At 61.8% G+C, this 17168-nt stretch carries 16 protein-coding genes and 1 pseudogene; 8 read left to right on the top strand and 9 right to left on the bottom strand.

The features are described from left to right. Positions 1–21: 21 nt before the first annotated feature. Positions 22–303 carry a GNAT family N-acetyltransferase gene (locus BC360_RS05515; protein ID WP_065780887.1) on the top strand — a complete coding sequence of 94 codons (282 nt, stop codon included), beginning with the start codon at positions 22–24 and terminating at the stop codon, positions 301–303. Between the two features lie 277 nt (positions 304–580). Here the strand turns inward: BC360_RS05515 and BC360_RS05510 are convergent, their stop codons facing one another. Then, complete coding sequence (locus tag BC360_RS05510; protein WP_053249711.1) at positions 581–931, bottom strand: hypothetical protein; 351 nt, start codon at positions 929–931, stop codon at positions 581–583. 442 nt (positions 932–1373) lie between these two features. Between BC360_RS05510 and ctrA the strand changes: the two genes are divergently transcribed. After that, positions 1374–2075 carry a response regulator transcription factor CtrA gene (ctrA, locus tag BC360_RS05505; RefSeq protein WP_025424706.1) on the top strand — a complete coding sequence of 234 codons (702 nt, stop codon included), beginning with the start codon at positions 1374–1376 and terminating at the stop codon, positions 2073–2075. 451 nt (positions 2076–2526) lie between these two features. On the opposite strand, the gene BC360_RS05500 is transcribed toward ctrA, so the two are convergent. Then, a complete protein-coding gene (locus BC360_RS05500; RefSeq protein WP_065780888.1) occupies positions 2527–2889 on the bottom strand; it encodes a response regulator in 363 nt (120 codons plus the stop codon). A gap of 265 nt (positions 2890–3154) precedes the next feature. Then, positions 3155–3808, bottom strand: coding sequence for a histidine phosphotransferase ChpT (chpT, locus tag BC360_RS05495; RefSeq protein ID WP_065794545.1), 654 nt, complete (start codon positions 3806–3808; stop codon positions 3155–3157). A gap of 277 nt (positions 3809–4085) precedes the next feature. Here chpT and BC360_RS05490 point away from each other — a divergent pair, with 277 nt between their 5' ends. Beyond that, positions 4086–4676, top strand: a complete 591-nt coding sequence (locus BC360_RS05490; RefSeq protein ID WP_083222452.1) for a DUF1134 domain-containing protein — start codon at positions 4086–4088, stop codon at positions 4674–4676. Positions 4677–4834: 158 nt separating this feature from the next. Then, the gene (locus tag BC360_RS05485) at positions 4835–6016 is read left to right on the top strand and encodes a hypothetical protein (RefSeq protein WP_065794544.1); all 1182 of its coding nucleotides are present in this window, start codon (positions 4835–4837) and stop codon (positions 6014–6016) included. Positions 6017–6085: 69 nt separating this feature from the next. On the opposite strand, the gene BC360_RS05480 is transcribed toward BC360_RS05485, so the two are convergent. Beyond that, a complete protein-coding gene (locus BC360_RS05480) occupies positions 6086–6922 on the bottom strand; it encodes a TrmH family RNA methyltransferase (protein WP_065794543.1) in 837 nt (278 codons plus the stop codon). A 4-nt stretch (positions 6923–6926) separates the two neighbouring features. Then, positions 6927–7310: a hypothetical protein gene (locus BC360_RS05475; RefSeq protein ID WP_065780892.1), complete on the bottom strand. Its 384-nt coding sequence runs from the start codon at positions 7308–7310 to the stop codon at positions 6927–6929. A gap of 30 nt (positions 7311–7340) precedes the next feature. On the opposite strand from BC360_RS05475, the gene BC360_RS05470 reads away from it, so the two are divergent. Next, positions 7341–8369, top strand: a complete 1029-nt coding sequence (locus BC360_RS05470; protein ID WP_065794542.1) for an RluA family pseudouridine synthase — start codon at positions 7341–7343, stop codon at positions 8367–8369. 208 nt (positions 8370–8577) lie between these two features. After that, positions 8578–9483 (top strand): RNA polymerase sigma factor RpoH, encoded by a 906-nt coding sequence (gene rpoH, locus BC360_RS05465; RefSeq protein ID WP_065780894.1) that lies wholly within the window; start codon positions 8578–8580, stop codon positions 9481–9483. Positions 9484–9566: 83 nt separating this feature from the next. Here the strand turns inward: rpoH and BC360_RS05460 are convergent, their stop codons facing one another. Continuing rightward, on the bottom strand, positions 9567–11783 hold the full coding sequence (locus BC360_RS05460) for a hypothetical protein (RefSeq protein ID WP_065780895.1): 2217 nt from the start codon (positions 11781–11783) through the stop codon (positions 9567–9569). A 63-nt stretch (positions 11784–11846) separates the two neighbouring features. Then, positions 11847–13145 carry an adenylosuccinate synthase gene (locus BC360_RS05455; RefSeq protein ID WP_065780896.1) on the bottom strand — a complete coding sequence of 433 codons (1299 nt, stop codon included), beginning with the start codon at positions 13143–13145 and terminating at the stop codon, positions 11847–11849. Between the two features lie 207 nt (positions 13146–13352). Between BC360_RS05455 and BC360_RS05450 the strand changes: the two genes are divergently transcribed. Then, positions 13353–14237: a DMT family transporter gene (locus BC360_RS05450; protein ID WP_065780897.1), complete on the top strand. Its 885-nt coding sequence runs from the start codon at positions 13353–13355 to the stop codon at positions 14235–14237. 172 nt (positions 14238–14409) lie between these two features. Continuing rightward, positions 14410–14610: pseudogene (locus BC360_RS30565) on the top strand (chemotaxis protein); the annotation flags it as partial. Positions 14611–14769: 159 nt separating this feature from the next. Here BC360_RS30565 and BC360_RS05440 read toward each other — a convergent pair. Further along, on the bottom strand, positions 14770–15276 hold the full coding sequence (locus tag BC360_RS05440) for a GNAT family N-acetyltransferase (protein ID WP_065793322.1): 507 nt from the start codon (positions 15274–15276) through the stop codon (positions 14770–14772). Between the two features lie 294 nt (positions 15277–15570). Beyond that, on the bottom strand, positions 15571–17166 hold the full coding sequence (gene serA / locus BC360_RS05435; RefSeq protein WP_065780900.1) for a phosphoglycerate dehydrogenase: 1596 nt from the start codon (positions 17164–17166) through the stop codon (positions 15571–15573). Positions 17167–17168 lie beyond the last annotated feature (2 nt).

The following is a 17168-nucleotide window of genomic DNA, read 5'->3' as shown; positions in this document are numbered from 1 at the left end:
TGAATGTGAAGGGATGCTGAGATGGATATTGCCCATGAAGAGACCGGGTCGCACGGCCGCTACTCGACATCAGTCGAGGGATATACCGGCGAGATGACCTATTCTCGGTCATCGCCGAAACTGATCATCGTCGATCACACCCTGGTTCCCGACGAGCTGCGCGGCAAGGGCGTCGGCCAGGCGCTGGCAAAACATGCGATCGACGAAGCGCGCAAGGGCGGCTGGAAGATCATCCCGCTCTGTCCGTTCATGCGCGCGCAGGCGCTGCGCCACCCCGACTGGCAGGATGTGATCCAGGCCTGAGTCGGCCGCCGTCACATTCGCAGAGTTCCGAAATGGGAAAACCCGCCCGACAGCTGGCTGTCGGGCGGGTTTTTCATAGCTGTGACAATCGTGCCGGATCGGGCCGGATCGGGCCATGCCAGAGGCATCGCCCGACAAAGAATGAAAATCGTCTGCCTACCGCATGTATCCTTAAATCCTATCCGATTTAAGGATAAAAACATGCAGTAATTCAAAGCGCTACAGCGACCTTTACGCGTCTGATTAGACGCGCGGCGCTGTAGAACGGTCGAGGGGCTTACGCCCTAAGACGCGTCGTCGTGTCCCGTTCCTCGAGTGCCGCCGCCTTCGCATATTCGGCCTGCACTTCTTCGAGCGCGAGTTCGGCAGCGTCCTGCTGCGCCTTCAGCTCACGAATGGAGACCTGAAGATTGTCGGCTCTTTGACGAGCAGCCTTGGCGAAAGTGGGATAGGCAAAATGCGAGGGATCGGAAATGCCCGACTTCTTTTCCTCGAAAACAATCTGATTTTCCAGATCCTTGGTCATCCGTTCGAACTCAGCCATCATCATCTGAAGCTGGCTCAACTGACGCTGCTTCTCCCTGACCTGAAATTCCTTCAGGCGGACAAGGCTCTCACGTGCTTTCATACGCAATACTCCCGTGGATAACGAGACCCCGGTTACTGATTTGGCCCGTCGAGCCTGCCCCAACAGACAGAAAACGAAAAATCGACAGCGATATTAACAAAAGCCTACCGCTGGTAACCTTTCGTTTACGGGCATCGTTAATCATAGGCGTGATGATTTAAGGCTCCGTAAATACTGAGGCACGAAATATGACGGCCCCGGCATTAACGAGTCAGAAGAGTCAGATAGCGGCATTTCCTCATGTTTCGTATGAAAAGTGCCGTTTTGGATTCACGTTTGAAATCAGGAGACTGCTAAAAATATTTAACAATCTCGATACACCTTGCCAGAGTGAATCAGAATTTGTTAACCATTTGATGGCAGCCTCCAAATCAGGCAACGACTGGATCCGTATCGCGTAAGGGGGCCACGATGACCTTGGGCGGCGGAAAAGGGGAAGAATATGCGGGTTCTACTAATTGAAGACGACAGCGCAACGGCTCAGAGCATTGAGCTGATGCTCAAGTCCGAGAGTTTCAACGTTTACACCACCGATCTCGGTGAAGAAGGCGTCGATCTCGGCAAACTCTACGACTACGACATCATCCTTCTCGACCTCAACCTTCCGGATATGTCCGGTTACGAGGTCTTGAGAACGCTGCGTCTTTCCAAGGTGAAGACGCCAATCCTCATTCTGTCGGGCATGGCCGGGATTGAAGACAAGGTTCGCGGCCTCGGCTTTGGCGCCGACGACTACATGACCAAGCCGTTCCACAAGGACGAACTGGTGGCGCGCATCCATGCGATCGTCCGCCGTTCCAAGGGTCATGCCCAGTCGGTCATCTCGACCGGCGAACTGATCGTCAATCTCGATGCCAAGACGGTGGAAGTCGGCGGACAGCGCGTCCACCTCACCGGCAAGGAATACCAGATGCTCGAGCTGCTCTCGCTGCGCAAGGGCACGACGCTCACCAAGGAAATGTTCCTCAACCACCTCTACGGTGGTATGGACGAGCCGGAACTGAAGATCATCGACGTCTTCATCTGCAAGCTGCGCAAGAAACTTGCCAATGCTGCCGGTGGTGCCAACTACATCGAAACCGTCTGGGGCCGCGGCTACGTTCTGCGCGAGCCGGATGGTGCGGAATACGCCGAAACCGCCTGATTTTCAGGCTCTCTTCCGGGCGCGGCATGGACCCGCATATCCAGGCATGACGCCAACGGACATTTTTTGAACGAACCCGCCCTTTGAGGCGGGTTTTTTCGTTGCCGCCGACGCTTCGCCGTTCCCACCGGCGCAGTCCTGCTGTTCTGCTCTCGGCTACTGCATAATTCCTTAAATCGGAATCGATTTAAGGAGAAAATTATGCAGCAGGTTTAATGCGTTACAGCGTCCTTAGCGCGTCATATTTGACGCGCGGCGCTGTATCAGATGCTTCGTGGCGCTACCGGATCCTTATCGGGCAGACGGCGGCAGCGACACGTGGCGGAAGTGGCGACACCCACCTGCCCTCGGCCCTGGTCGCTGGCGCCACGCAAGAGCGCGAAGGCGGGACAGCAAAAAGCCGCAGCAATTGCCGCGGCTCGTTCAGATCCGATGCAGGTTGCGCTCGGCGTCAGGCCGCCATCGACTGGCTGGCAAAGACGCTTGTCAGGATCTTACGATCGAAGGGCTTCAGCAGGAAGTCATCGGCGCCGGCGCGCTTGCCCGCCATCATCTTCTTCAGGTCCGCCTCGACGACGCAATAGTAGATGCGCACCGATGCACCGTTCGGCAGCCGCCTGATATTGGCGATGAGATCGAGAGCGCCGTCCAAACCGGCATCGACGACGAGAATGTTCGGCAGCTCGGCTTCACAGCGCACCAGCGCCTCGAGCCCGCTCGGCGCTTCGTAGACAAGGAAGCCCATCCCGGACAGGATACGTTTCCCAACCTTCCGGACGACATCCGAGCCGTCGGCAATCATCAAGCGCCGCATGTCCAACTCCTTCATGACTTACCTACGCGCGTAGTCGCACGCTTGAAACAACCCTATACAAATTTGGCAAAGATTTCGTTACGGATCATCCTTACCACAGCCTTTCCGGCAGCTTTTAACGTGCTGAAAACATTAATTTTTCAGAGAGCGGTCCAGAAACTGGGAAAAGCAGGCGATCAAACTGCGGGCACACGAATGTCCGGCGCGGGGGCCATTGTCACGCCGCGCCGGACCTGTATCAAAACAGAATAAAGTCGTGCCGACCTTAAGCTTCAGCCGGCGTCATGCACGCGGTGAAGATGATCTCTTCGCCGGTGGAAACCACGTCGATCGTCATGCCGGCTTCTTCGCCGAGCAGCACCGTGTAGTAGGGTTGGATCGAGTGTGCATCGACCGCTTCTTCCGGCGTGCCGGACAGAAGTTCGACCAGCCGCGGCGGCACGCGCATCATCCGGCCCTTGCAGACCAGCGTGAACACCGCATCGAGCTCGGGATTTTCGAGCGTGATGTCGATGACGCCGCCGCGCGGGATCGCGCCATAGGCGATGAGGAAGAGGTTCAGGAGCAGCTTGACCCGGTTCTTGGCGATGATGGCGCGCGGCCCGTGCCAGTTGACCTCGGTCTTCTTCTCGGCCGCAGCAAAATCCTTGGCCGCCTTTTCCGCTTCGCCGGTGTCGATCGATGCGCCGACCGAGCCGGATGCGCCGAAGGCGAGACGCGCGAACTTCAGGCGGACCGACGCATTGAGCGCGCTGGTGCGGATGAGGTCCATGGCGTCGGCATCGGCACCGCCCTCGTCGAGAAGCTCCAGGCCATTGTTGATGGCGCCGACCGGCGAGATAACGTCGTGGCAAACCCGGCTGCACAGAAGCGCGGCCAGATCGGGTCCCGTCAATGTCAGGTTCGGATTCGTTGCCATCGTCTTTCCTTGTTCGGTTCCATCGGCATGCGGACATGAGGCACGCGCTCGAGCAGAGCCGGTAATGCCTCAGGCGCACAGACGCAAGCCATGGGCTGCCCGGCGCAGCCGTTCATCAGTGGATCATAATGACACCACATTTGGTAAACCGATTGTTAAGACCATCGGTTCAAATTGCAGGGAAATGGTCCAGACCCCCGCTGGCCGCGCCATCACAGGCGATGCCGGCCACAGCAAACCCGCAAGCGAGTGATTTTCGCGCCTGACGGAGGAAACGATGCAGCAGATCATGAAGGCGGCCACGACGGCTGGCCGCGCTATCCTGGCGACGATGTTCCTGATGGCGGGCGCCATATCCGCCGCCCAGGCCCAGCAGGCAAACAACAGCCAGTATTCGATGCAGGAGATCGTCGATGCCGGTCACGGTTTCTTCGGTGAAACCTCCGGCGGTCTCGCCAAGGTGGTGGAGCGCGCCTTTGAGCGCTATGGCCTGCCGAACGGCTACATTCTCGGCCAGGAAGGCTCCGGCGCCTTTATCGCCGGCCTGACCTACGGCGAAGGCGAACTCAACACCAAGAATGCTGGCCAGCACGATGTCTTCTGGCAAGGCCCGTCGCTCGGCATCGACTGGGGCGGCCAAGGCAGCCGCACCATGATGCTGGTCTACAACCTGCCGAGCGTGCCGTCGCTCTACAAGCGGTTTGGTGGTGTTTCCGGTTCGGCCTATGTCGTGGCCGGCGTCGGCATGACGGTGCTGACCGACGAACAGATCGTCGTCGTTCCGATCCGCACCGGCATCGGCGCCCGGCTCGGCGTCAATGTCGGCTATCTCAAGATGACGCAGAATCCGACCTGGAACCCCTTCTGACCTTAATGGCGGCGGCGCTTGCGCGAAATCCCGCCTCAAATACTTGCAGCGCACGAAACGTCATGTTTAGTGCAGGGAAGTAATATGAAGCGCCTTGCCCTGACTGTGACAGTCGGGCGGGGCGTTTGCTTCCGGTCCAGCTTTGAAACGGCCAGCTCGTGATTGAATTCTCGCTCCTCTTTGCCCTGGGCTTCCTGACGGCGATCATCATCGGCCTTCTCGTCGCGCCGGCCATTCACCGCCGCATCGTGCGCTTTGCCGAGGACCGCCTGAAGGCGACCATGCCGCTCAGCCCCCAGGAAGTGCGGGCGCAGAAAGATGCCGCCCGCGCCACCTATGCCGCCGAGAACGCCCGCACGCTTCAAGCCCTGAAGCGCGAGCGCGACAAGGGCGTCTCGCTGATGCTCACCAACGAAAAGACGCTGCAGGAGGCCCGCCGCCTGAGTGGCGAGAACGCCGACCTTCACGCCCAGCTTGCCGACATGAACGTCGAGGCCGCCGACATGCGTTCGGCGATCCGCCAGTTCGATCAGCGGCTGGAGCGCATGAAGGCATCGCTCGAAAGTGTCGAGCGCGACAATGTCGGCAAGACCGAGAATATCCAGACGCTCACCAATCAACTGGCGCAGCATGCCACGGATATCGACAATCTGCGGCTCGACCTTGCAGCACGCGAGACCGAGGTGGAAAACCTCAAGAGCCGCATTGCGGGCCTGCGCGACGAGCGCGAGGCGCTGCGCGTGGATCTGAAGGTGGAAAGCGCCCACGCCAAGGAGATGGCGCTGCTCCTCGCACGGGACGAGAGCCGCCTGCAGCGGCTGGAAGACAAGCTTGCACGGGAACTGGCCGCGGGTGCTGATCGCGAAAGCGCGCTCGAGCGACGCGCCGATGAAATCGAACGACTGAAGACCAAGGTGAAAGACGTGAATCAGGACATGCGGGATGCAGCCAGGGCCCTGCGGGCGGCGGGTGTCGCCTTCCCCGCACGCAAGGACCGTCGCACGAGCGGCAACGAGCCGCCGGAGGGCGCTGCCGCCCGCCCTGCGCAGCTCACCGAGCAACCGGTCGCGACGCGGCGGGAAACTGTCGCCCTTTCCGACGAACTCAAGAACCGCGCAACCGCCCTGTCGGAACGCCTGACCAATTCCAGGACCGCCGCCCATGACGATGCCTTGCGCGAGGAAGTGGCCGAAATTGCAGCCGGCATGGTGGCGCTGACGGCAACGCGCGAAGGTGCGGCCTCGCCGATCCTCAGCCTGCTCGCGGGTGACGAAACGAACGACGCGGCAGGCCGCAGGAGCCTGGCAAAGCGGGCAAAGGAAATCCTGTCGCGAGAATAAAGCATGTCGTGCAAAAGTGTGCAGCGGTTTTGCGATAGCGACACGCCTTATACGTGCGTTCCGCGCGGCTCAGATCCGGCCGTTGATCAAGGCAACCTGATGCAGCGCGATCCCGGCTGCCATCGAGACATTGAGGCTGTCGAGCCCCGGCCGCTGGCGAATGCGCGCGGTGCGGACGGATTTCAGGATGGCCGGCGGCAGCCCCTCCCCTTCCGTCCCGACGAGCAAGGCGGTGCGCATGGCCGGCGGTATACCGCCGATATCGGTTTCGCCGGCCGGCGAGAGACCCCAGATAGCAAATCCCTCGTCCTGCAGCCGTTCGATCAGCGACGCCGCCGACCCCTCGCGCGCAAACGGCACAGTCAGCACCGAGCCGACGGAAACGCGGATCGCCTTGCGGTACATCGGATCGCAGCTCGTCTCGTCCATCAGCACCGCGTCGACGCCGAAGGCGGCCGCATTGCGAAACAGCGAGCCCATATTGTCGTGATTGGAGATGCCGCAGGCGGCGAGAACCAGGCTTGAAGCCGGCAGCGAGGCGAGAAGCACGTCCCGGCCGGCAATGCCGTCGCGCCGCCCGAGCGCCAGCACGCCACGGTGCATGTTGAAGCCGGCAATCGCATCGAACACCGGTGCCGCCGCGACATAGACGGGCACATCCGCGGGAAATCCCGCCAGAATGTCCTCGATGCCGGCCACGCGGCTTTCAAGAAGCAGGATGGCCTCGGCCCCAAGCCCGCGGCCGGAGTGATGCGCCGCCGCCAGCATGCGTAGCACCACCGTGCCTTCGGCGATGAAGCGGCCCTGCCGGCCCGTCAGGTCCCGTTCCTTGATCGACACGAACCCGGCGATGCGCGGATCTGCCGGATCATCGATGCGGATCAGTGGCGAGGCGCTTGGGGCCATACCGTCAGTTCGTCCTGACGGTGATGTCGGCAACGATGCGGCCAGCACCGATGTCGAAGACGATGGCACGCGGCTCGGCGCCGGGCAGATTGCCGTAGAAAAGCACCTGCGAGCCCGACAGCGCGACGTTGGTCACCGTGAAGCCGGCAGGGAGGGCTGCGACCGCATTGACCGGCGCCTCGCTCGGAACGGCGATGGCTGCGGATTGCGCCTGCGCGTTTTCGTCCGTGCGGGTCAGCTTGTAGACAATCGTTCCGAGGACAGCCATAAGCATGACCAACATCACGCCTGCCGAGACGAGCTGCAGCCGCACCATCTTGCGGCGTACATTCTCCATCGCCGGGTCTAGCGGCTTGTCTTCCTGGTCATCGGGCGCGGTCGCGGTCATGGCTGGCCTTTTATCGGATTTAAAAACGGAATGAACGACCCCTTTAAACAAGCAGCAGCCAATAGGAAAGTCCTGACGGCGGGCGAGGACGCCGCAGGGCGGCTCGATTCCTTCCTGACCGAGGCGCTTTCGGGCGAATTTTCCCGCAACCGGATCAAGAGCCTGATCGAGCAGGGTGCCGTTTCGATCAACGGCAAGCCGGTGACGGAACCGAAGAAGAAGGTCCAGCCAGGCGACCATTTCGAGATCGACCTGCCCGAGCCGGAAGATCCGGAGCCAAAGGGCGAGGACATCCCGCTCGACGTGCTCTATGAGGACGACCATCTCATCGTCCTGTGCAAGCCGGCCGGCCTCGTCGTCCATCCCGGCGCCGGCAACTGGACGGGCACGCTCGTCAACGCACTCATTCACCATTGCGGCAACAGCCTCTCGGGCATCGGCGGCGTCAAGCGGCCCGGCATCGTCCATCGCCTCGACAAGGAAACGAGCGGGGTCATGGTCGTCGCCAAGAACGACGCCGCCCATCGCCATCTGTCGGACCAGTTTGCCGATCACGGCCGCACCGGCCCGCTCGAGCGCGCCTACCGGGCCGTCGTCTGGGGACGGCCGCGCCAGTTGAAGGGGACCATCGACGCCCCTCTCGGCCGAGCGGGGGACCGCACCAAGCGCGCGGTGAAGCGCGAGGACAGCGACGACGCCCGCGAGGCGATCACCCATTACGAGGTTGTCGAGCGCTATCTGGAAAAGCCCGACGGCACCAGCCTGGCATCAACAGTCGAATGCCACCTCGAGACCGGACGCACCCACCAGATCCGTGTGCATATGGCCCATATCGGCCACCCGCTGATCGGCGACCCGGAATATGGCGCAGCCTTCCGCACCAAGGCCAATCTCCTGCCGGAGGCGGCAAAGTCGGTGGTCAATCAGTTTCATCGACAGGCCCTGCACGCCTTCATGCTGCAGTTCGAGCATCCCTCGACCGGCGAGATCATGCACTTCGAGGCCCCGATGCCTGAAGACATGGAAGCCCTGGTCGAGGCCCTGCGGGGTGGAGCGTAACGCTCCCCTTGAAATTCGACCGGGCGATTCCAATCTTAGATGCGCCTCTATTCGTGATCTGTCTCGCCTCCGGCGTCACATGTTAGTGAAACCGGACTCCTTGAATCATGCTTTCGCCGTACTTATTTTGTAGCCTCGTGGGGTCTTGACGAAGACCCACATGCCCGGCCTGCCGCCCGGAGGCCGGAGACTATAGAGGGGGTGCTTCATGGCCCGAAACAATTTGCCGTCCATTGCCGCTGGTGAAGGCGGCCTCAATCGCTATCTCGACGAAATCCGCAAATTTCCCATGCTCGAGCCGCAGGAAGAGTACATGCTCGCCAAGCGGTATCAGGAGCACGATGACCGCAACGCCGCTCACAAGCTCGTCACCAGCCACCTGCGCCTCGTCGCCAAGATCGCGATGGGCTATCGCGGCTATGGCCTGCCGATCGGCGAAGTCGTGTCTGAGGGCAACGTCGGCCTGATGCAGGCCGTCAAGAAGTTCGAGCCTGATCGCGGCTTCCGCCTCGCGACCTACGCGATGTGGTGGATCAAGGCTGCCATCCAGGAATACATCCTGCGCTCCTGGTCGCTGGTAAAGATGGGCACCACTGCCAACCAGAAGCGGCTGTTCTTCAACCTGCGTCGCCTCAAGGGCAAGATCCAGGCGCTCGACGAAGGCGACCTGAAGCCCGAACATGTCAAGGAAATCGCCACGACGCTGAAGGTCAGCGAGGACGAAGTCATCTCGATGAACCGTCGCCTGTCCGGCGATGCTTCGCTGAACGCCCCGATCAAGGCAAGCGAAGGCGAATCCGGACAATGGCAGGATTGGCTCGTCGACGACCACGACAACCAGGAACAGATCCTGATCGAGCAGGACGAACTCGACAGCCGCAAGGCCTTGCTGGCAAACGCGATGAAGGTGCTCAACGATCGTGAACGCCGCATCTTCGAGGCGCGTCGCCTCACCGAGGATCCGTTGACGCTCGAAGACCTGTCGACCGAGTTCGATATCAGCCGCGAGCGGGTGCGCCAGATCGAAGTCAGGGCCTTTGAAAAGGTTCAGGACGCTGTCCGCAAGGCGGCGCTGGAGCGCGCCCAAGCCTTGCGCGTCGTTGAAGGCGCGTAATCCAGGACTGATAGAATCGACACGAAAAACCCGGCGAGGTTCTCGCCGGGTTTTTTGTTGCCTTCCGTTCGACCTGTCCGGCGTTACTGCCCGGTCGCCGCCGTGTTGCCTGACGATCCCCAGGCGCGCATAGCCTGGCTGAAAGCCTCGTTGCCGCTCTGGCCCTTTTCGAGCGTCAGCAGTGCACGACGGCCATTCCGGTATGTCAGCGGGATATCGATCCAGCCGCGGCTGCGCAGCAGCTCGGTGTTGCTGCCGACCGCTTCGGCAAGGTCGTTGAGCGCGATCATGTGGAAGTCGTCGGTGATCTTGGCGGGCACTGCGATCAGCGCATCGCCGCGATCCTGCTCCGTCCGCTTCATCGAAACACGCTGCACGCCGTCGATGGCCCCGCCCTCGAAGTTCTGCGGCAGCGAGAACACGAACTCGATCACGTGGCTCGCCGGCAGGGACGGATCCGCATTACGCTTGATCGTCATCAGAGCCGTCAGCCCGCGATCCGGGACGGTGATCTGAGCCTGGATTGCCGGTTCCGGCTTGGCGTCGCCCCCCGGAGACTCCTCCTTGACCGACCAGGCGACCGTTCCCGGAATGGCCGTCGGAGAGGATTGGCCGAGCCGCTCCTCGTAGAGGAACATCTTCTCGCCGTTGGCAACAGCCACATCCGGCTGCGCCGGCTGTGCGCCGGGCTGCTGGCCTGCGGCGGGCGTTCCGGCTTCGGCACCGGGCGTGCCGGCAACATTTTCCTGCGGCTTTCCGGCCTCGGTCTGCGGTGCGACGGACTTGCCTTCCTGCGCGGCGCTTTCACCGTTCACGACGGCCGGGCCGGCATCCGTTTCCGAGCCATCGGCAAGCAGGCGCTGGGTAAATTTCGTCGACGTGTCGTCCGGGACAGCCGTGTCGTCATGCGCGCCGGGTTGTTGCACGGCGGTCTCGCCGGTTTGCGCCGGAGGCGTGCTTTGTTCAGCGGGTGTCTCGCCCGAGCTGGAAACAGCTGATGTTATCGATGCCACCACGCCGGAGATCCAGGCATTGCTCGCTTCCCGGTTCTGCCAGTAGGCAAAGCCTCCGCCACCGAGCGCGAGCAGCAGGCCTGCGGCAACGGCCAAGCGCTTGATGCTGAAGCGCGAAGGCTTCGGCGTCGTGCGGTAAGACGTGGGGCGCGAAGGGGCGGCTGCTGGCATCTCGATGCCGCGATCGGCATCTTTGCCCATTGCGGCTCCCGCCGCCGTGGTCGCACCGCCTTCAAGACCGAGAAGATCGTCGATGTGATCCCAGGCCGTACCCGCACGCTCCTGTTGGCTTGCGGTCTCGGCCGAGCCCGCGGCTGGCGCCGGCGATGTCTTTTCGACCGGCCATGACCAATCGGAAATTTCGGCGTCGCTGGCCTTTTGCGCCGGACGTTCGGTAATCGAGGCAAAGGGATCGTCGTCGTCGAACGACCACGAACGGCTGGCATCCGCCTTCGGCGCCGCCGGTTCGATTTCTACAGGCTTTTCCTCGACCGGATGCATGCCCAGAAGCTCAGGCGTGCCGGCATCGTCAACCACGTCGGCCGGTCTTGCATCCAGCGCGGCAGGCGCAGGAGCGGACTTCGTGTCTTCCCAGTCAGGCAGTTCCCATTCCGAGCGCGCCGGCGTTTCCGCGGCAGGTTCGGCAGCGGGCGCATCCCACGTCACTTCCTCAACCGGCTCGGGTTCAGGCTCGATTGCCGGGGCAACCGGAGCATGGTCATAGCTATCTTCAGCCGCAGGCTCGGCGGCCGCGACGATTTCCTCGTCGTGCACCTCAGCAGCGACCGGCAGCTCGTCCTCGACGGGCGGCTCCCAGGTCGTCACGGGCTGCTCCTCGGCGACTTCGACCTGTTCGGCTGCTACCTCGGCATATTCGGCCGGTGCTTCGACCGGCAGGGGCTCGGCATCGCTGACGGCTTCCGGCGCCGGCTGTTCGGCAGCGGCCGTCGCCGGCTCGCTCTCGGCCTCGACCTGTTCGACAGGCGCCTCGACAGCTTCCACCGGTTCCGCCGCCACCGGCTCGGCCGTTTCCACAACCTCAGCCTCTGGCTCGACCCGGTCGATCGCCGGGAGGGCCTCAGCATATTCGCTGTCGACCTCCCCGATCGCGTTTTCGAGCTTCGCCAACTGACGATTGATCATATCATCCGACGGACGCGGATTCATGTTCTCGAGCTGGCGACGCACGGCGGCGCGCGCCTTCTCGTAGACCTTATCCCGCATTTCAGGTGTGTTTTCCGACAGGCCGTCAACGGTCCTGCGAATAACTGCAACAAAATCCGCCATCAGAACTTTCTCATACGCTCAGGCATGTGTTTGCGATCACGACGCAATGTCAGTCCGCCGACACTAGTCCTCAAAGGGGTCCGTCACAAGTATCGTGTCGTCCCGCTCCGGGCTGGTCGAAAGAAGAGCCACGGGTGCGCCGATGAGTTCTTCGACCTGGCGAACATACTTGATCGCCTGTGCCGGAAGATCTGCCCAGCTGCGTGCGCCGACAGTCGATTCCTTCCAGCCTTCGAGTGTAATATAGACTGGCTTTGCCGAAGCTTGCTGCGCCTGGCTTGCCGGAAGATGGTCGATCTGCTGTCCGTCGAGAGTATATCCGACGCAGATCTTCAGTTCATCGAGGCCATCGAGGACGTCGAGCTTGGTCAATGCGATGCCGGTGATGCCGTTGGCGGCAACCGACTGGCGGACGAGCGCAGCATCGAACCAGCCGCAACGGCGCTTGCGCCCGGTGACCGTGCCGAACTCGTGGCCGCGTTCGCCGAGGAACTGACCGATCTCGTCATGCAGCTCGGTCGGGAACGGTCCCTCGCCGACGCGCGTCGTGTAGGCCTTGGTGATGCCGAGGATGTAGCCGAGCGAGCCCGGGCCCATGCCCGAACCGGCCGCTGCCTGGCCGGCAACGGTGTTGGACGAGGTGACGAACGGATAGGTGCCGTGGTCGATATCGAGCAACGTGCCCTGTGCGCCTTCGAACAGGATGCGGGCGCCCTTGCGCCGGGCCTTGTCGAGCAGCACCCAAACGGTGTCCATGAACGGCAGGACCTTGTCGGCAACCGAAGACAGTTCGAGCATGATCGCATCATGGCTGATCTCCGGCTCGCCGAGGCCGCGACGCAGCGCGTTGTGGTGCGTCAGCAGGCGATCGACCTTGGCCGGCAGGGTTTCGAGATCGGCAAGGTCCATCACGCGGATCGCACGGCGACCGACCTTGTCTTCATAGGCCGGGCCGATGCCGCGGCGGGTGGTGCCGATCTTGGTGCCGCTGTTGGAGGCGGCGTCTTCGCGGATGCCGTCGAGTTCGCGGTGCAGCGAGAGAATGAGCGTGGCGTTGTCGGCAACGCGCAGGTTCTCCGGGGTAATCGTGACGCCCTGCTTGCCGAGCTTGTCGATCTCGGCGATCAACGCATGCGGGTCGATGACGACGCCGTTGCCGATGACGGCGAGCTTGCCGGGACGCACGACGCCGGACGGAAGCAGCGACAGCTTGTAGCTGACGCCGTCGATCACCAGGGTATGGCCGGCGTTGTGACCGCCCTGAAAGCGCACGACGATATCCGCGCGTTCCGAGAGCCAATCTACAATCTTGCCTTTGCCTTCATCACCCCACTGGGATCCGACCACCACGACATTCGTCATAATTCTCTTCCTGTTGACGGGCGCAAGTAGGGTTGCGCTGTTCTCAAAACCCGCGCATCTATACTGTGTTGTCTCCGGGAAAGCGACCCCGTTATGACGGGCGTTCCGCCCTTTTTGCATGACAAGCGCTGGATTTAGCGCCTATATCTGGCGTCTCTCCCGCCCTTTCGGCAATCGATCCCCGTCATCCCAGCAGGTTGCAGCATCGTGAATTCCAGGGCCTATTTCTATCTCTGCGTCACAGCACTCTTCTGGGGCGGCAATTCCGTGGCCGGAAAAATGGCCGTCGGGCATGTCAGTCCGATGATGTTGACGACCCTTCGCTGGGTGTTTGCGCTCCTCGTCATCCTCGTGCTGATGACGCCGCAGATCCGTCGCGACTGGGAGAAGATCAAGCAGCATTGGCTGCAGCTGCTCGCCTATGGGGCGATCGGCTTCACCACCTTCAACGCCCTGCTCTATTCCGCGCTGAAATATACGAGCGCGATCAACGCCGTCATCCTGCAGGCCGGCATTCCGATGCTGATCTTCCTGTTCAACTTCATGCTGTTTCGGACCCGCGCTTCGATCGCCCAGGTGATCGGCTTCACCGTGACGCTGGTCGGCGTGCTGATCACCGCCGCGCACGGCGACATCGCCAGCCTGCTGCAGTTGGAGTTCAATTTCGGCGACGCCCTGATGATTGCCGCCTGCATCGTTTATGCCGCCTATACCGTCGCACTGCGCTGGAAGCCCGCGATGCATTGGCAGAGCTTCATCGCGGCCCCCGCCTTCGGCGCGCTGCTCAGCGCCGTTCCGCTGCTGTTCTGGGAAATCGGCAACGGCACGGCGATCGTTCCTGACATGACCGGCTGGATCATCGTCCTCTACGCCGCCATATTCCCGTCGTTGATGTCGCAGGTGCTCTACGTGCGCGGCGTCGAGATGATCGGCGCCAACCGTGCCGGGCTCTTCATCAATGCCATCCCGGTCTTCGGCACGTTGCTGTCGGTGATGCTGGTCGGCGAGACATTCCATACCTTCCATTTCATCGCCTTGCTGCTTGTTCTCGGCGGCATCGCCATTGCTGAGAAGGGTCGGCCGAAGCACTGATACCAACCTGCGCGCCTGCGTAGTGAAGTGCCCGTATTGCAATCTCTAGACCTGGGGAGACACTTTAAGGCTTGGTTAGCAGATGAATGTTTCTGTCCGACCCAGATTTTCTTCCCGGGGCTAAGGCAGTGAAAAATATTAGAATTTCGACACGTATCTACTTGCTGACGGCGAACAGTCGGTCGGGCTTCGCGAGATCAACACCGCCGTCAACCAGATGGATCAGATGACGCAGCAGAACGCCGCGATGGTGGAGCAGACCTCGGCTGCCAGCCAGACGCTCGCCTCGGAAAGCAGCGTTCTCGCCGGCCGGCTGGCGCATTTCACCGTCGAGGAAAAGCAGTGGCGTCCTGCCGCCCGTCATGCGGCCTGATTCCATAGGGGCACAACCGAGACTAAGGCGCCGGCCGAGCCGGCGCCTTACAGCGCCGCGCGTCTGTTGAGACGCGCAAAGGTCGCTGTAACACTTTGAGTTGCTGCATAATTTCGTCCTTAAATCGATTCCGATTTAAGGAATTATGCAGTAGTTGTTTCAGGCGAGTGCGCGTTCCATGTAGACTGCATCTTCGCCGTAGCTTGCAAGCTTGCTTGCAAGCCGCGCGTCCATGCGGACCGAAAACCCTTGCCGCTCCCAGAAGCCGCGCGAGCCGTTGACCGAGACCAGCGACATCGAGCGATAGCCTTCCGACCGGGCGATATCGGCAAGCAACGGGACGACGTTGCCCCCTGCCCCGGATCCGCGCGTCTCCGGTAACAGCGCCAGATCGTGAATGTACCAGGTGTCGGCGGCTGCCGGGATCTCTCCCAGCATCGAGTTCAGCGAGGGCGGCGCCCGCCTGACCCAGGGATGGCTCAGCACATAGCCCTGGGCAACGCCGCCGACCTCCAGCATGAAGCAGCCCTCTGGGCTCAACTCCAGCCGGTCGGCAAGCACGTGGCCGTCCTCGGGAAACGCCTCATGTACCACCAGCTGAATTTCAGAGACCGAAACGAGATCGGGAAGGCTGGCTTCGCGCCAGCGGAATGTCTGTCCTGCCATGGCTGTCATCAACATTTCAAACCGAAAGAACGCACCGGCTTGTCCCGATGCGTTCCTGGTCGTTCTCGAGTTTAATCTTGGCCGTTTGTCGCAAAGCAGGCCGTTCGCTAAAGCGCATCGCGATCTATAGGATTCGCTTGCTGCGCTTTAGCTCGTGTTTCTGCGCATGTCGTTATCGCAAAACCGCTGCGCACTTTTGCGCGACATGCTCAGCGCATCGGCCCGAAAATCATGCCCGGTTTGCGCCCGCAAGCCTCGCCCACCACCCGGCGGGCAAGGCTGATGCATCGGTGCTCATTCGACGTTGAACACCAGCGGCTTTGCCTGGCGGATAGCGGCGTTGGCGCGCAGCTTGTCAAGCACGACCTCGGAAACCGGGCCGTCAACATAGAGCAGTGCGATCGCGTCGCCGGCTTCCTTCTCGCGCCCGAGCTGGAAGTTGGCAATGTTGACGCCGGCATCACCGAGCGTCATGCCGATGAAGCCGATCATCCCCGGAACGTCTGTGTTGGTGATGTAGACCATATGGCTGCCGACATCCGCGTCAAGGTTGATGCCCTTGATCTGGATGAAGCGCGGCTTGCCGTCGGAGAACACCGTGCCGGCGACCGAGCGGGTCTGGTTGGCGGTCTTGACCGTCAACTTGATGTAGCCGTCGAAGACGCCGGTCTTGTCGCGCTTGACCTCAGAAAGGATGATGCCCTTTTCCTTGATCATGATCGGTGCCGAAACCATGTTGACGTCGGCAACCTGCGGCCGGATGAGGCCGGCGAGCACGGCGCTGGTCAGCGCCTTGGTGTTCATCGACGCGGTCGCACCGTCGTAAAGGATCTCGATTTCCTTGATCGCGCTTTCGGTCACCTGGCCGACGAAGGCGCCAAGCACGTCGGCAAGCCGGATGAAGGGTTTCAGGATCGGCGCTTCTTCGGCAGTGATCGAGGGCATGTTGATCGCGTTGGAGACGGCACCCTTGATGAGATAGTCCGACATCTGTTCGGCAACCTGCAGGGCAACGTTCTCCTGCGCTTCCGTGGTGGAGGCGCCGAGATGCGGGGTGCAGACGACGTTCGGCAGGCCGAAGAGCGGGCTTTCCGTTGCCGGCTCGACCTCGAACACGTCGAAGCCGGCGCCGGCGACATGGCCGGACTTGATCGCGTCGGCCAGCGCCTTCTCGTCGACGAGACCGCCACGGGCGCAGTTGATGATGCGCACACCCGGCTTGGTCTTGGCAAGCGCTTCGGCATTCAGGATGCTGCGGGTCTTGTCCGTCAGCGGCACGTGCAGGGTGATGAAGTCGGCCTGCGCCAGCAGCTCGTCGAGCTCGACCTTGGTGACGCCCATTTCCTCGGCACGCTCCTTCGACAGGAACGGGTCATAGGCCAGCACGTGCATCTTGAGGCCGATGGCGCGCGAGCAGACGATCGAGCCGATGTTGCCGGCGCCGATGACGCCGAGCATCTTGCCGGTGATTTCGACACCCATGAAGCGGGACTTCTCCCACTTGCCGGCCTGCGTCGAGGTATCGGCGGCCGGAAGCTGGCGAGCAACGGCAAAAAGCAGCGCTATCGCGTGTTCGGCGGTGGTGATCGAATTGCCGAAAGGCGTGTTCATGACGATGATACCGCGGCGCGAGGCCGCCGGGATATCGACATTGTCGACGCCGATGCCGGCGCGGCCGATGACCTTGAGGTTGGTCGCAGCCGCGATCAGCTTCTCGGTCGCCTTGGTGGCCGAGCGGATGGCAAGGCCGTCATAGTTGCCGATGATTTCGGCAAGCTTGTCCTTGTCCTTGCCGAGCTTCGGCTGGAAATCGACGTCGACGCCGCGGTCGCGGAAGATCTGGACGGCGGTTTCCGACAGTTCGTCGGATACGAGAACGCGAGGTGCCATGA

The sequence above is a fragment of the Ensifer sp. LC163 genome (genome assembly GCF_001695855.1).
Taxonomy (GTDB): Bacteria; Pseudomonadota; Alphaproteobacteria; order Rhizobiales; family Rhizobiaceae; genus Ensifer.
The sequence above is the reverse complement of the archived record's forward strand: the minus strand, read 5'-3'. Positions and strand labels throughout refer to the sequence as shown.